Genomic DNA, 14,706 nt, shown 5'->3' with positions numbered 1-14,706 from the left:
TTTTGGAAAACCTACGCAGCGGCTGAATTTGCCGCGCCGAGAACCTGTTCGAGGCCATCCGCAACGCGCGCGATTTCAAGCTCAGTCATCTGGGTGAACAGCGGCAGGACGATCGAGCCGCTTTGCGCCATCGCGCTGTGCTGCAGGCTCGAGCCCTGACGATAGGCGCCCGGATGCTGATAGGCAGGCTCCAGATGGCTGTTCATGATGCCACGCCGGGTGGAGATGCCAAGGTCAAGCAGCGCCTGCATGACGGCGCGCTGGTCTGCCCCGCGCGGCAGCGCCACGCAATAGCTTTGCCAGTTGGTGCGGCCCCATTCAGGTTCCATAGGCACGCCAAGTCCGCGGATATGGCCAAGACGTTCGGCATAGTCCGCCGCGATCTCACGCCGGCGCTCGACGATCCCCGGCAGCTTGCGCAACTGCTCGCGGCCGATGGCGGCCTGCACATCGGTCATGCGGTAGTTGTAGCCGACTTCCGGATAGGTCTCGTAGATGACCGAATTCGAAGAATGGCGCACGGTGTCCGCCACGCTCATCGAGTGCTGGCGCCAGAGCCGGAACTTGTGGTCATAGTCAGGATTGGCAGTCGTCAGCATGCCGCCGTCGCCGGTGGTGACGACCTTGCGCGGGTGAAAGGAAAAGCAGGCGATATCGCCATGCGGCTTGCCGATCTTCTCCCACTCGCCGTCCCACAGGATTTCCGAACCGATGGCGCAGGCGGCGTCCTCAATCACGGGAATGCCGTGTGCCTTGCCGACCTTGACGATGGTGGCGAGATCGCAGGGCATGCCAAGCTGATGCACGCACAGGATAGCCTTGGTGCGCGGCGTGATTGCAGGCTCGATCAGGCCGGCATCGATGTTGTAGCCGGAAGCCGAAATATCGACGAACACCGGCACGGCGCCGCAATAGACAATGGCATTCGCCGTCGCGATGAAGGAATGGCTGACGGTGATGACCTCATCACCCGGACCGACGCCGGCAGCCTTCAATGCCAGATGCAGCGCCGTGGTGCAGTTCGATACCGCAACGGCATGAGGCGCACCGACCGTTTCGGCGAACTCGCGCTCGAAAGCTGCAACTTCCGGTCCTTGCGTGACCCAGCCGGACAGGATGACGCGGCGGGCAGCCTCGGCCTCTTCTTCGCCGAGAACCGGCTTGGCGACAGCGATCTGGGCGAGCGGCTTGTTCATTCGGCAGCGACCTGTGTTGCCTCGCGCTCCTGTCGCCACCAGGCGACGAGATCGCGCAATCCGTCATCGATCCTCGTCGTAGCCTCGAAGCCGAGCATCGACTTGGCCTTGCTGGTATCGGCCAGACGCCGGGTGACACCATTGACGGTGCGAGCCGGCATATGAACCGGGGCTGCGGTAGAGCCCATGACTGCGCTCAAGCGCTGCGCCAACTCGAGCAGGCTGATTTCAATGCCGCTGGCGACATTGAAAACTTCATCCGTGACATCGGACTTGGCGGCAAGGACGTTGACGCGGGCGATGTCGTGGACATGGACGAAATCCATGGTCTGCGAGCCGTCGCCATAGATGAGCGGCGCTTCGCCGGCGGCGATGCGCTCCATCCAGCGGATCAGCACTTCGGTATAAGCGCCGTAGACATCCATGCGCGGGCCGTAGACGTTGAAATAGCGCAACGCGACGTAGCGCAAGCCGTACATCTCGGCGAAAGACCGCAGCAGGCCTTCATTGAAGGTCTTGGCGGCACCGTAGATGGTGCGGTTGTTGTAAGGGTGATGCGCTTCCGTGGTCGGGAAGCTTTCGGCCAAGCCAAGGACCGAGGCCGACGAAGCGGCGACCACCTTCGATACCTTGGCGGCCACGGCTGCCTCGAGCACGTTGAAGGTGCCTCCGGCCAGCACGTCGAAGGCAAGCCGGGGTTCCTCGGCGCATTGGGTGATACGGATTGCCGCCTGATGGAAAACGACATCGACGCCCTGGAACAGGCGGGCCAGAAGATCGCGGTCCTGGATGTCGCCTTCGACGATGGTCAGCGGAAAATCCGACATCGCCTGGCGCAGGTTCTCACGCCGGCCGCGCACGAAATTGTCGAGGATGATGATTTCGCGCGGACGCTCCCGCGCCACGATATCGGCGATGTGGGAGCCGATCAGACCGGCTCCGCCCGTTATCAATACACGTTTGTTTTTCATCGCCTATTTCCCCTCTGCACTGCGCGCGGCTTCCGATTCCGGACGCCAGCGCAGGAATTTCGCAGGCACGCCCGCCACGATGGCGAAGGGCGGCACATCTTCGGTCACCACCGCGCCGGCGCCGATGATCGCGCCCTTGCCGATGGTGACGCCTGGAAGAATGGTGGCATTGGTGCCGATATCGACCCAATCGCCAATGCGCACCGGCCTGATTTCCAGATCGGTGCGGATGATCGGCACGTCTGCCGGAATGCCATTGTGCTCGGAGCCCAGAACCTTCGATCCGGGGCCGAAGCCGACGCATTCGCCGATGACCAGATCGCGTGCATCGAGGAACACCTGCGGCCCGATCCAGGTGTTGTCGCCGATGATGCAGGTGCCGTCGAAACGGCCCTGCACGATGGCTTGGGAACCGATAAACACGCCAGCGCCGATGTCGAAGGTCTCGATATGCTTGAAGCCGGCGTTGACGCCGACCTGCAAGCCGGGTCCACAGCGCAGAGCCAGCGCCCGCCAGATGGTGCGGCGCATGGTGGCGTCGATGAAGCCGTCGCCGGCGGAAAAGCGCTGGTAGAGCTCTACGAGACCCTTGACGTCATAAGCCTCGCGCAGCGCATCGGCGAGGCCGGGCACGAATTCGAGTTCGGGCGCCAGGGTCTTGCGACCGTGAACCGCCGCCACGACGCGGCTTGCCTGTTTCGCTTTAGCCGACACGGAGGGCAGCCCTCGCCGGCTTGGCAGTGGTCGCCTCGGCGATCGCATCGACCACTGTCGCGATCTGCTCGGACGTCAATTCCGGATAGAGCGGAACCGACAGAACTTCCGATGCCACCTGTTCCGAAACCGGGAAATCGCCCTTGCGGTGACCGAGATCGGCATGGGCTTTCTGCAGATGCACAGGGATCGGGTAGTGCAGGCCGGTGGCGATGCCGGCGGCGTCGAGGCTTTGGCGCAGGGCCTCGCGGTCGTCGGAGCGAACGGCATAGATATGATAGACGTGACGCCGGTCGGCCGCCTCGGTCGGGGCAGCTACCGCTTCGACGTTCTTCAGCAAGGTTGTGTAAAGCCGCGCATTGGTGCGGCGGGCTTCGGTCCATTTTTCCAAATGGCGCAGCTTGACGCGCAGGATGGCGCCCTGGATGCCGTCCATGCGGTAATTGAAGCCTTTCAGCGTGTGATGGTAGCGCTGTTCCTGGCCCCAGTCGCGCAACATGCGGATTTTCGCGGCGGTCGCATCGTCATTGGTAACGGCCAGCCCGCCCTCGCCGCAAGCGCCGAGGTTCTTGCCGGGATAGAAGCTGAAGCAGCCGGAGACACCGATACTGCCGGCGCGCTTGCCGTGATATTCAGCGCCGTGGGCCTGGCAGGCATCCTCGATGACTGGAATGCCGTGACGGGCGGCGATTTCCATGATCGGGGTCATGTCCGCCATCTGGCCGTAGAGATGGACCGGCATGATCGCCTTGGTGCGGCTCGTGATCGCGGCTTCGAGCTTGGCCGGGTCCATCGTGAAGGTGGTCGGCTCGATGTCGACGAACACCGGCCTGGCGCCCGTATAGCAAATGGCCGACACGCTGGCGACGAAGGTGAAAGGCACGGTGATGACCTCATCGCCGGGACCGATATCGGCGGCGAGCAAAGCCAGGTGCAAGGCGCTGGTGCCGGTATTCACGGCAATGGCGTGGCGGGCTTGGCAATAGGTGGCGAATTCCTTTTCAAACGCCGCCACTTCCTCGCCGAGCACATATTGGGTCGAGGCGAGAACGCGCAACGCAGCGGCATCGACCTCTTCCTTGATGCTCGCATACTGCGCCTTGAGATCGAGAAAAGGGATCATGCCACCCGCCTAATCTTTTCCAGTTCGATGACCCGGCCACGCTGCGCGAGCGACTGGGTTGCGGCTTCGAGGATACGCACCACGCGCAGGCCCGCCTTGCCGTCGGCAATCGGCGTGCTGCCCTGCTCAATGCACTGCGCGAACTCGCGCAATTCCGTACTCAAGGCTTCCTTGACGTCGAGGTGCGGAGCCCACATGTCGCCGCTGCGGTAACCGACAAGCGCCTGGTAGACCTTTTCGCCATTGGCCTTCTGGTCGCCGTTAAGCGTGATGCCCTTGTCATAGACCTTGATCTTTTCGCTGGGCTCGAGATCGTCATAGACGATCATCTTGTTGCTACCGCCGACCAGCGTGCGGCGTACCTTGACCGGCGCCAGCCAGTTGACGTGGATGTGGGCGATCAGGTTGGTTTCGAAGAACAGGGTGAGATAGGCGATGTTCTCCGGCTCGCCGGGCACGTGGCTGATGCCTGTCGCCGAAACCGCAACCGGCTTGTGCTGGATTACGTAGTCCATGATCGACAGGTCATGGACGGCGAGGTCCCAGATGACGCTGACATCGTGCTGGAACAGCCCGAGGTTCACGCGCACCGAGTCGTAGTAGTACATCTCGCCGAGGCCGTTATCGACCAGTTCGCGCATCTTGCGCACCGCACCGGTGTGGACGAAGGTGTGATCGACCGCGAGCACAAGGCCACGGCGTGCGGCCTCCTCGACCAGGCGTTCGGCCTCTTCGGCCGACGAGGCGATGGGCTTTTCGACAAAGACATGCTTGCCGGCCATCAATGCGGCCATGGCCAGCTTGAAATGGCTCGACACCGGCGTAGCGATGGCGACGGCGGAAATGCTCGGATCGCTCAGGATTTCATCATAGTTGTCGGTAATGGCAACCGACGGATACCGCGCTTTCACGGGCGCAAGGCGTTCCTTGTTGAGGTCGCAGACGGCGACGAGTTGGACGCCCGGCACCTCGGCGAAATTGCGGACGAGGTTCGGCCCCCAATAGCCGTAACCGATGACAGCGACGCCGATCATCGTGCACCTCCTGCAACGCGCGCAACAGGCGGCGCATCCTTGACCCGTCCGGTCACGACCGCCGGCACGCCGGCGACGATGGCGTAGTCGGGGACATCGCGGGTGACGACCGCGCCTGCTCCGACAAGCGCGCCCATTCCGATGGTGATGCCGGCAAGGATGGTGGCGTTCGAACCGATGGACGCGCCAGCCCTGACCAGTGTCGGAACGACCGTCCAATCCGCCTCGGTCTGCAGAGCGCCATCGGCCGCGACTGCGCGCGGATGGATGTCATTGGTGAACATGACGCCATGGCCGACGAAGACGCCGTCTTCGATGGTGACGCCTTCGCAGACGAAACTGTGACTGGAGATCTTGCAGTTGCGGCCGATCGCGGCGTTTTTCTGGATTTCGACAAAGGTGCCGACACGCGAGCCGTCGCCGATGGTGCAGCCATAGAGATTGACGAGGTCGGGATGATGGATGACCACTCCCTCGCCAAGAACGACACTCGCTACGATCATGCTATCGACTCCATTGCTGTCGCGGATCGATATTCCGTCGTTCCCGACAGGCTACCGCCCGAACAATGGAGTTTCGGCGCCAATGGAGTAAATTCGGCCAATCGCCGAACGGTCATATCCGAAAGAGGTAGCGCCACGATGCGCCGAATTAAGCTTTGTGCTGGACGGCGATCGCTATGTATTAATTGATTAAATTACCAAACAAATATATACATAATTTCAGCTATCTTTCAGATATGTATTATCCGAACCTGGAAAGATAATATTGCGTATTCTTGTTTGTCCGCATGATCTTTCGATCGGCGGAAGCCAAATCAATGCTATAGATCTGGCGGCTGCGGCAAGATCCGCCGGCCATGAGGCCATCATCTACGGCGTTCCGGGGCCTCTCGTCGAATATATCGGAATGCGCGAGCTTCAATTTCTGCCGGCGCACCCCTTGCAATACCGCCCTGCCCCGACGCGAATGGCGCAAATCGCGTCCATCGTCCGAAGGGAGCGGATCGACATCATCCATACCTACGAATGGTCGACATGCCTCGACGCCTACTATGGCGCCGTCTGCTTTCTCGGGACACCGATGGTTTGCACGGTGCTCAGCATGGGCGTGCCACCCTATGTGCCGGCGTCGGTGCCGCTGATCATGGGGACCGAGGAACTCGGCTCCGATGCGCGCAAGGTCCAGCGCGGAAAAGTATGGGTCATCGAACCGCCCATCGATACCGAACGCGATACGCCTGAAGTGGACGGCTCCGCTTTCCGGCAGCTGCACAAGGTAAAGGACACCGACCTTCTTGCGGTTACCGTGTCGCGGCTGGCGCTTGATCTCAAGCTCGACGCTCTGGTGCGCGCCATCGATGCCATCGGTGTCCTTGCCAGCCGTTATCCGGTGCGGCTGGTCCTGGTCGGAGACGGCCCAGCCAGGCAAGCGCTGGAAGTTCGCGCGAGGGCGGTGAACGCGGCGAACGGGCGCGAGGTCGTAACCCTGCACGGCTCCGAAATGGACCCGCGCGCGGCCTATGCGGCGGCGGACGTGGTTCTTGGCATGGGCAGCTCGGCGCTGAGGGCCATGGCTATCGGCCGCCCATTGATCGTGCAGGGCGAGCAAGCCTTCTGCGATATCTTCGAACCGGCCACGCTGGAGCAATTCCTGTGGCAAGGCTTCTATGGGCTTGGCGACCCGCAGGGAGGCACGAACCGGCTCGCCGCCATGATCGAGCGGCTTTTGCAAGACAAGGATCTTCGCAGCACGCTCGGCCAATATGGCCGGCAAGTGGCGTGCGAACGCTTCAGCCTGAAGCGCGCGGTCGGGCTGCAACTGGACATCTACCAGGGCGTCCTGGCCAACAGGGCCAAAGGCAGGATCGGCGAGGCCGTCAACTCGGCGTGGCTCGCCTTGCAGCTCGAAATACACAACCACGACCCACGGCGAAAACGCGCCAGCAAGGCCCTGCAACAGACGATCCTCGAAGCCGCGAATTCGGGTTCATGGCCGCCGCCCAACCTGCCCCTGTCGGTGCAGCGGCACGGGCGAGGCTGACGCCTATCTCAAGCCGGCTTACCGACTTTCGACCCGTGCAGCAATCTGGCCAGCCGGCGCTTGATTTCGCGGCCGAAAGCCCATGGGACGACGCCGACATTGAGCGGATAGTCCTTCAGGCCCGCCATTAGAAAATTGAACGAACTCTTGTATTTGTTGGCGCGGCACAGAGCTGCGGCGACGTCGATCATCATGATCGAGCGTTGCTTCCTGTGCCTCTCCAGAATTGCACGGTTCTTCTTCAGTATGCGCAAGATGCCGATCGTTTGCCCCTTGTAGTTGGATGAGATGCTGTCCGGCGATAGAAAGCCCACCACGACCGGTTCGCGATCCTCATAGACGCGCGTTCTCTGGACAAGACGAATGGCAAAATCCCAGTCTTCATTGGCCTTGGCGCTGGAATCGAACCAGACGGTTTCCGGAACGTGCGCCTTCTTGAAAAGGGTGTTCTGCAGGCTGATGCGGTTCTCGGTCAGCAAGTGCGCGACCTGGTCTTCATCGAGGCGCAGAACGCTTTCCGGAGGCGGCGCATAGGCGACCTTGCCATGCCCGAAATTGAAGCGGGCATCGCGGCCATAGAGAAGCTTGCCGCCGGTCACAACTCCGACATCGTCAGGCAATTTGGCAAAGAACGCCATCTGGCGTTCCAGCTTGCGCGGCAGCCAGAGGTCGTCGCTGTCCTGGAACGCTATATAGGTTCCCTTGGCCTCGGCGACGCCGGTATTTCGCGCAGCGGCAGCACCGCCGTTCTTCGGTCGCCTGACATAGCGGATGCGCGGATCGGGAATGGAGCGGACCAGTCCCTCGATGTCTTCCGACGACGCGTCGTCGACGACGATGAGTTCGATATCCCGGTAGGATTGCGTCAAAACGCTCGAAATGGCGGCAGGCAAGCTGCCGCTGCGGTTGTAGGTCGGAAGGATGACCGAAACAGTCGCTGCCATGAATACCGCCTAGCAGTTATGACGCACGGCGGGCAAGCATGCGGCCGAGCTTGACCGTACCCAACTGCCTGATCTTGCGGATGGCGCGGCGCGGATCGCCCATCGCATCGCGCGCCATTCTCATCTTGTCGCGCCAATCGCCGTAGCGGTTGATCGGCAGCGACAACAGCTCCGGCCAGCTCTGGCGAATGCAGCGCAAGATGACGCCGTTGTTGCGCCTGACCGAAGGAGGAAGCGACAGCATGGCCGCATAGTTCTTCCTCGATACGAGCGGGTTGACCTCAAGCTGCAACGGAGCGGCATAGGACTGGGCGAACGCCCAACAGCTCATGCGCAGTTCCATATAGGCAATATCGAGCAGAAGCAGGCTGTTGTAGTGCTTGAGCGGCTGAAGCCATTCCTCCACTTCCCTAAGCAGGGTCGGATGCTGGGGCAGCTTCAGCCTCGTCACGATGCCCGATGCATCGATTTCCGTTCCCTCCTCGGAGTTCAGCCACAGGAACCCCCGCCCGATCTCGCCGCCAAGACCGCCGATGAATATCCTGCCGTTCAGCGGCTCGACACTTGGATGCATCGTCATGTTCGAGCCGGTGATGCAGTGCCCGACGCGCATCTGCCAGGCTTCCATTCCGGCAGCGTCAGCCTCCAGATAGGCGAGCAAGCGGCGCTTCAGCCCGAACTTCCGGGCGAGTTCGCCGGCGCGCGTAACGTCCAGTTCCGCACCGGGAGCGTTGACGGTCATGAAATCGACTTCGCCGGCGAAATCCCTGCAGCATCCAAGCAAAAGCCGTGTCTCGTTGCCTGCGGTCAGCGCCATCGTGGAAATACCGGTCCGGTGAATTGCACGGATGGTGCGTCGGGTTTCATCGACGATCGAGGTCACGGCCTGATCGAAATCCTTGGCTTCCGCGATCGGACCGACAGGCCAGTGCCGCACCGTCTGCATGGTGTCCAGATCGAGATAGTGGTTGCACATCAGGCGACGGATGCCGGTATGAGCCGTCAATCCTGCCGGAAACCATCCGTCCTGCTCGACGGTCAGTCCGCGATAAAGCTCGGCATCGAAGCGCCTGGCGTAGTCCGATGCTTCGAGGAGCAGCGGCGTCGTAGCGGCGGCTGCTCCGGCAGCGGGATCGTACACGAGGGATTTGCTGCCGTTCGCATCGAGATAGATGCGGCGCGCATTGCCTGTTTCCAGCACGAAAATGAAGCTGCCGGTGTAGCGATAGATGTGTTCCTCGATCAACTCGTCCAAGTTGGTTGCTTCATCCACGCCAACGCCCAACCGAACGCTCGCCGTCACGATCTCCTCGGCGTCGGGATCAATCACCGTGCCAAGGAACAACCCCACCACGCGACCGGTGGCATCCAGCACGGCCACTGTATCCAGACGGTCGAAGACATCGACGCAAAGCGTTTCGAGAGAATGGCGCCGCGTGCCCTCGCGGCTCGGTTCGTCGCCTCGCGAAACGATGAACTGACCCTTGAAATCCGGATAAGGAAACATGTTATCAGCCCTAGTTCCCGTCGCTCGGCAAGGAGGTGCCCTGCGTGCTGTGGACCCTGAACTTCTCGGGTCCCATCGGCCGCAGATCCTCGTCCCACACGTTACCTGACCAATCGTCCCGGCTGGAGGGCGCGAAAGCTGCGATCTGCCCGTAGATACCGCAATTGCCCTTTTGCCCATGCATTGTGGAAAGGCGGTTGCTCAATATGCGTATCGATCCTGCCGCCGGAGCAAACCCTCCGGATTCGCCGCCATAGAAGCAATAGGAGCCACCGGAGACGAGATTGCGCGAAATAGTGACATTACGCGCCGGGGCAAAATCCGAATAGACCACGATCGGGCCGGAAACCCCTTCCTGCGAAAGCAGCACGGTGTTCAGGTCGAACACGACATCGGTCGCGCCGCCGTGGTTCGAAAGCCCGGAATGATGGTCGCCGGGCTTGTGACCAAGATCGTGGACGAAATTTCCCTGCACGAGCCCTTCGCGCTCGACGGTTACTCCGTTCGAAACATTCCAGATGTTGTTCTGGCGAATGACCAAGCGCCGTGCTTCTCCATAGACATCACTGACGCCCCGATCCGCCCGCTGGTCTATCGGGCCGTCACATCCCAGCAGATTGTTTTCCACCCGCGCACCATCTGCATCGTAGCCGTCCGCCGGCCGCCCGGCCCGAACGGCGACGATCGCATCGACATTGCAGGCAAGCACCTTGCTGTTGCGCAGCGTCGCGTTGGGGGCGTCGATGACGACCTGACCACGGACCTCCACTGCTTCCAGCGTGACGCCGGGAGCGGTGATGCGCAGTCTTGCCATCTCCGGTTCCCAGGCCCAGCCCTCGCCCGAAGCAATGTCCTGCGGCACGCGCTTGAGAACGGTTCCCTTGACCGGCCCCGTATTGGTTTCGTCAGGGTAGCCGCACAATGAGGGGCGCGCGGCGCAGTTCGTCTTGTCCGGCGCCGGCAGGCATGGCGAGGCAGCATCGCAAGCCGCATCCTGCGCTCCGGCTGCAGAAATGCCGGTTGCGGCCAGCGCCATCAACGCAAGCGCAACGGAACCCCTCGCCGCCTTGCGCGGCAAGTTCGACCGGAATGTCATCCGCGAGACGGGACAACGGCTCAACTTCAGGCTCCACACTTGTCGACGACACAGTCGTCGAGGCCTCCACAGTGTCGTGGGCCTTCACGGCAAGAAGATAGCCGCGGCCACCACGTTGAAGGCAAGTATGCCAATCGGATGAAGCAGCCGCACAATCGTCGGTTCAGGCTCGTCAAAAGCCATTCCAGTTCGAAAGGTCACCGCCAAATCCGGCAAAGGCATCCTAAAGCCGTGGACCCCGTGCGCAGTTCATTCAAATGGACAAAGTGACTGCCCATGCGTTCACAACTAAAGCAGTGTTGAATGCCTGAACTACAGGCCGCAGGTGCAGTTGTCTGGAACCGGCGCCTGCTCGCAGTCCGGATTGCAGTATGAGCAGATCGTCAACCGCGCTGACCAATACAGGGAGAGCCAGCAGGCAAGTGGGGGCACAGTCCGAGCCAGGCCCGGCCTCACCGCGCGCGCGCGGCAATCGCGCCGGTCAAAGAATGCGCGCTTCATCCCAAAGGCTGGCTCTGCCAGTCTCGCTGTTTCTAGTCGCACTGTTCATCCCCTGGATTTTCAAGGTCGGGTCGCTGGCTCTTTCGCCCTATCGGCTTGTCCTGGTGGCAACCTTCGTTCCATGCCTGCTGGCCTGGTTGTCCGGAAAGGCCGGGCGCATCCGCGCCGCTGATATCCTGCTTTTCCTCTATTGCGGCTGGGCAACCGTCAGCCTGATCGCGAACCACGGCATAGGCGCCTCGTTCCAGACTGCGGGCATATTGCTGATCGAGACGGTCGGGCCGTACCTGATGGCCCGCTGCTACATCCGCAATATCGGGTCATTCCGCGAAATGATCCGGCTTCTGTTCTGGATGGTGGCATTCCTGCTTCCCTTCGCAATATTGGAAGCCATTGCCAACCGCGACGTCATCATGGACCTGTTTTCAACGGTCCTGCCAACGCATGTGATCGCAATTACGGAGCCAAGATGGGGATTGCGGCGCGTTCAAACCGTATTTGAACATCCCATCCTGCATGGGGTCGTCTGCGGCAGTATTTTGGCGCTGGTGTTCACCGTGCTCAGCGATGGCCAGTCGACATCGAAACGCTGGCTGATGACCGGCGTCGTCGCGGTTACCACATTCCTGTGTTTCTCCTCGGGACCGCTGACGGCGATTGCCGCGCAAGCGATGCTGCTTGGCTGGAACTGGGTGCTGAGAGGCAACAAGAACCGGTGGAAGCTCTTGTGGGCCATGGTGTTTGCCGCCTATGTCTTCGTCTCGATGGCGTCCAATCAAACGGTGCCGGAATTCTTCATCACCCATTTCGCGTTCGACCAGTTGTCGGCCGGTTATCGCGTCCTGATCTGGAACTTCGGTACCGAGTCGGTTCTGAACCACCCCGTATTCGGTGTCGGACTGGGAGAATGGGACCGTCCTTCGTGGATGCCGCCAAGCATCGACATGTTCTGGCTCATCCATGCTGTCTACTACGGCTTGCCGGGCGGCATCCTGATGATGGCGGCTTTCCTGTCCAGCGCTTTCAGCGTCGGATATGCGAAGGGACTGAACGAGGAAACCAGCCGCTACAAGACAGCCTATGTGATCGCGCTGACGGGATTGTTCATGGTTGGATGGACCGTCCATTTCTGGAATACGACCTATGTCCTGGTCATGTTCCTGATGGGCGCAGGGACCTTCTTGCTGGATGCCGCCACCGAACAGGATACGCCGCGCTCCCGACGTAGGGCGTCAGCTCAAACACGCGGCCTCGGTCGCGCTCGCACGCGGTCGTGAGGCCCAAATGACAAAGCTTCTGCTCGTCGCCCCGACCTGCAATGGAGAAGACGTCGGCGAAGCCTGGGTCGCGCACCAGTGGGCGCGGCGGCTGGGCGAACGCCACGACGTGACGCTTCTCACCTACCACAAGCGGGGCGCGACGCCGGCGTCGCGGCAGTTGCCGGGGATGAGGGTCGTGGAATGGATCGAGCCGCCGCTGTTTGGCCGCGCGGAGCGTTTGAACAGCATCCTGAAACCGGCCTACATCCCCTTTTATGTCCGGGCTCGCCGCTGGATCAGGACTGCGCTCGCCGCCGGTGAGACATTCGACATCACGCACCAGCCCGTGCCGGTCGCCATGCGCTATCCAACGCCCGTGGCTGGCCTTGGTATCCCCTACATCATCGGGCCGGTGGGCGGCGGGCTGGACAGTCCCGCTGGCTTTGCCGCAGACGAAGGTCGCCAGCCCTGGTTCATGGCGTTGCGTGGCCTCGATACCTATCGCCGCCGATGGGACCCTCTTCTGCGCGCAACCTATAGTGGAGCCGATTGCGTCCTTGGCATTGCCGGCTATGTGAAGGAGCAACTCCAGGACATTCCGCTTCGACGCTTCGAGGTCATGAGCGAAACCGGGCTGGACGAAGTTCCGGCTCCGATCGACCGATCCGGCCGGACAGGTCCGGTGAGATTGCTCTATGTCGGACGTCTCGTGCGAACCAAAGGCGCGCGTGACATCATCAGGGCCTTGTCGCTGATCCGCGATGTCCCGCTCACCTTCGACGTCGTCGGCGATGGTCCGGAGCGCGCCGCATGCGAGGCGCTTGTCGCGTCGTGCGGGCTGTCGGACAAGGTGACATTCCACGGCTGGCGCTCAAAAGCCGAGGTATCGGATTTCTACCGCGCCGCCGACATTTTCGTTTTCCCGAGCTATCGGGAGCCGGGCGGCAACGTGGCCCTGGAGGCGATGGGATTTTCACTACCGCTCATCGTTGTGGATCGCGGAGGCCCCGGCAGCGCCACATCGGAGGCGTGTGCGATCAAGCTTTCGGTCTCTACGCCCGAGATACTGGCTCAGGACGTCGCCCGCGCAATCCGCACGCTTGCGTCCAACAACGGGCTTCGCCTGCGCATGGGCGCCGCGGCCCACGCGCACGTCACCGACACTGCGCTCTGGTCGGCGAAGCTCGATCGCATGGACGTACTCTATACGGACATTTTGAGCCACGCCGCCAAGACAGGCGCGATGCCTGGATCTGCGCAACCGGCAAGGATTACAGCGTAAGGGCGGCGCGCAATGCGGCTCGGTGGCCCGGTCCAAGCGCCATGCGCATTGTTTCGCCAACGACGATGCTCAGCCGGAACAGCGCGGTGGAAATTGGACCGTGGTGACGGCGGAAATAGCGGATCCGGTTGGATGTCATAAGGGCCGACAAGAACGGATTTGCATGGTACTCGCCGCCGAAATGAACGGCTTTGGCTTCCGGCACATAGCAGATCGACATGCCTGAACGACGGATACGCTCGAGATAGTCCACCTCCTCGCTATAGAGGAAGAAGGACTCGTCCCAGTCACCCACCGCAAGACGCGCCCTGGCGGCAATAGCGAGGATCGCTCCCGTCGCCCAATCCGTGTCGCCGCCCTTCTCGTAAAGGGCAGGATCATCGACGATCTCGCCTGTCCCGATCCGCGCGGCGATCTTGCTGCCCAGCAGTGCATCAGACCATGCCGTCGTGATGGAAGGCTCGCGGCGTAGCGACAAGGTGAGTTCACCCTCTTCCGTCAGGATCTGCGGTACGGCGATGCCGACTGCTAGATCCGACAGTTGCTCGCACAATATGCGGGCGGAACCCGGCATAAGGCGAATGTCGGGGTTGAGTACCAGGACATCGCAATGCTTGCCAATGGTTGCGGTCGCGGCATTGATGCCGGCAGCGTAGCCGGCGTTCCTGCCGGTTTCGATGACCCGCGCGCCAACAGGATGGTTGCGCGCGATCTCGACCGACTGGTCGCGGGAATCGTTGTCCACCACAATCACGTCGAGTTCGTCGATGCCCGCGCAGCCAGCCGGAAGCGAGTCCAGCAAGCCGGGCAACACCTCGGCGCTGTTGTAGGTAACGATGACCACTGCCAGCGACAGTGGATCGCGGATGGCTTCACGCATTGCCGTTCTTCGCAATTCGCCGGTTACCTGTTCCAAGTCTCGTCCAATCTCGCGGTGTTGCGCCTCCTCGCACGGATGCGCGCCAATTTCGTGCAAGACTATCGCCGATACGAAAGGCCAGTTGCAACGCGACCCAGCGGCGTAGTGCGGCCTGCC

The 14,706-nt window shown here is 61.6% G+C and carries 13 protein-coding genes; 3 read left to right on the top strand and 10 right to left on the bottom strand.

Going from position 1 to position 14,706, the window contains the following annotated elements; genetic code table 11:
- Positions 1-11: 11 nt before the first annotated feature.
- The 6 genes from ASD50_RS12140 to ASD50_RS12115 are packed head-to-tail and all read right to left on the bottom strand — an operon-like array spanning position 12 to position 5,541.
- Positions 12-1,196, bottom strand: coding sequence for a DegT/DnrJ/EryC1/StrS family aminotransferase (locus ASD50_RS12140; protein ID WP_056241188.1), 1,185 nt, complete (start codon positions 1,194-1,196; stop codon positions 12-14).
- Entirely contained in the window at positions 1,193-2,167 is a 975-nt protein-coding gene (locus ASD50_RS12135; RefSeq protein WP_056241186.1) for an NAD-dependent epimerase/dehydratase family protein, read from the bottom strand. The genes ASD50_RS12140 and ASD50_RS12135 overlap by 4 nt, the downstream gene beginning before the upstream one ends.
- Before the next feature lie 3 nt (positions 2,168-2,170).
- The gene (locus ASD50_RS12130; protein ID WP_056241182.1) at positions 2,171-2,881 is read right to left on the bottom strand and encodes an acyltransferase; all 711 of its coding nucleotides are present in this window, start codon (positions 2,879-2,881) and stop codon (positions 2,171-2,173) included.
- Positions 2,871-4,004, bottom strand: a complete 1,134-nt coding sequence (locus ASD50_RS12125; protein ID WP_056241177.1) for a DegT/DnrJ/EryC1/StrS family aminotransferase — start codon at positions 4,002-4,004, stop codon at positions 2,871-2,873. Before ASD50_RS12125 ends, ASD50_RS12130 begins: the two co-directional genes overlap by 11 nt.
- Positions 4,001-5,038 carry a Gfo/Idh/MocA family protein gene (locus ASD50_RS12120; protein ID WP_056241174.1) on the bottom strand — a complete coding sequence of 346 codons (1,038 nt, stop codon included), beginning with the start codon at positions 5,036-5,038 and terminating at the stop codon, positions 4,001-4,003. The genes ASD50_RS12125 and ASD50_RS12120 overlap by 4 nt, the downstream gene beginning before the upstream one ends.
- A complete protein-coding gene (locus ASD50_RS12115; protein ID WP_056241171.1) occupies positions 5,035-5,541 on the bottom strand; it encodes an acyltransferase in 507 nt (168 codons plus the stop codon). The genes ASD50_RS12120 and ASD50_RS12115 overlap by 4 nt, the downstream gene beginning before the upstream one ends.
- 265 nt (positions 5,542-5,806) lie before the next feature.
- On the opposite strand from ASD50_RS12115, the gene ASD50_RS12110 reads away from it, so the two are divergent.
- A complete protein-coding gene (locus ASD50_RS12110) occupies positions 5,807-7,081 on the top strand; it encodes a glycosyltransferase family 4 protein (protein ID WP_056241163.1) in 1,275 nt (424 codons plus the stop codon).
- An 8-nt stretch (positions 7,082-7,089) separates the two neighbouring features.
- On the opposite strand, the gene ASD50_RS12105 is transcribed toward ASD50_RS12110, so the two are convergent.
- Genes ASD50_RS12105 through ASD50_RS12095 form a run of 3 tightly spaced genes read right to left on the bottom strand, consistent with a single transcriptional unit; the run spans position 7,090 to position 10,652 of the window.
- Entirely contained in the window at positions 7,090-8,025 is a 936-nt protein-coding gene (locus tag ASD50_RS12105) for a glycosyltransferase family 2 protein (RefSeq protein WP_056241160.1), read from the bottom strand.
- 16 nt (positions 8,026-8,041) lie between these two features.
- Positions 8,042-9,532 (bottom strand): hypothetical protein, encoded by a 1,491-nt coding sequence (locus ASD50_RS12100; protein WP_244484501.1) that lies wholly within the window; start codon positions 9,530-9,532, stop codon positions 8,042-8,044.
- A gap of 10 nt (positions 9,533-9,542) precedes the next feature.
- Positions 9,543-10,652 carry a hypothetical protein gene (locus ASD50_RS12095; protein WP_244484500.1) on the bottom strand — a complete coding sequence of 370 codons (1,110 nt, stop codon included), beginning with the start codon at positions 10,650-10,652 and terminating at the stop codon, positions 9,543-9,545.
- A gap of 464 nt (positions 10,653-11,116) precedes the next feature.
- Here ASD50_RS12095 and ASD50_RS12090 point away from each other — a divergent pair, with 464 nt between their 5' ends.
- A complete protein-coding gene (locus tag ASD50_RS12090; protein ID WP_056241155.1) occupies positions 11,117-12,406 on the top strand; it encodes an O-antigen ligase family protein in 1,290 nt (429 codons plus the stop codon).
- A 7-nt stretch (positions 12,407-12,413) separates the two neighbouring features.
- On the top strand, positions 12,414-13,670 hold the full coding sequence (locus ASD50_RS12085) for a glycosyltransferase family 4 protein (RefSeq protein WP_056241152.1): 1,257 nt from the start codon (positions 12,414-12,416) through the stop codon (positions 13,668-13,670).
- On the opposite strand, the gene ASD50_RS12080 is transcribed toward ASD50_RS12085, so the two are convergent.
- Positions 13,660-14,550 carry a glycosyltransferase family 2 protein gene (locus ASD50_RS12080; RefSeq protein WP_056241150.1) on the bottom strand — a complete coding sequence of 297 codons (891 nt, stop codon included), beginning with the start codon at positions 14,548-14,550 and terminating at the stop codon, positions 13,660-13,662. The two genes, ASD50_RS12085 and ASD50_RS12080, sit on opposite strands and share 11 nt — an antisense overlap.
- Positions 14,551-14,706 lie beyond the last annotated feature (156 nt).

This window comes from Mesorhizobium sp. Root552 (genome assembly GCF_001427285.1).
Lineage (GTDB): Bacteria > Pseudomonadota > Alphaproteobacteria > Rhizobiales > Rhizobiaceae > Mesorhizobium.
This window is presented reverse-complemented; position numbering and strand designations above follow the sequence as displayed.

What these genes read in the sequence shown, in the direction of transcription:
- ASD50_RS12140 (WP_056241188.1), bottom strand. Translation starts at nt 1,196, where the DNA reads ATGAACAAGCCGCTCGCCCAGATCGCTGTCGCCAAGCCGGTTCTCGGC.
- ASD50_RS12135 (WP_056241186.1), bottom strand. Translation starts at nt 2,167, where the DNA reads ATGAAAAACAAACGTGTATTGATAACGGGCGGAGCCGGTCTGATCGGC.
- ASD50_RS12125 (WP_056241177.1), bottom strand. Translation starts at nt 4,004, where the DNA reads ATGATCCCTTTTCTCGATCTCAAGGCGCAGTATGCGAGCATCAAGGAA.
- ASD50_RS12120 (WP_056241174.1), bottom strand. Translation starts at nt 5,038, where the DNA reads ATGATCGGCGTCGCTGTCATCGGTTACGGCTATTGGGGGCCGAACCTC.
- ASD50_RS12115 (WP_056241171.1), bottom strand. Translation starts at nt 5,541, where the DNA reads ATGATCGTAGCGAGTGTCGTTCTTGGCGAGGGAGTGGTCATCCATCAT.
- ASD50_RS12105 (WP_056241160.1), bottom strand. Translation starts at nt 8,025, where the DNA reads ATGGCAGCGACTGTTTCGGTCATCCTTCCGACCTACAACCGCAGCGGC.
- ASD50_RS12100 (WP_244484501.1), bottom strand. Translation starts at nt 9,532, where the DNA reads ATGTTTCCTTATCCGGATTTCAAGGGTCAGTTCATCGTTTCGCGAGGC.
- ASD50_RS12090 (WP_056241155.1), top strand. Translation starts at nt 11,117, where the DNA reads ATGCGCGCTTCATCCCAAAGGCTGGCTCTGCCAGTCTCGCTGTTTCTA.
- ASD50_RS12085 (WP_056241152.1), top strand. Translation starts at nt 12,414, where the DNA reads ATGACAAAGCTTCTGCTCGTCGCCCCGACCTGCAATGGAGAAGACGTC.
- ASD50_RS12080 (WP_056241150.1), bottom strand. Translation starts at nt 14,550, where the DNA reads ATGCGTGAAGCCATCCGCGATCCACTGTCGCTGGCAGTGGTCATCGTT.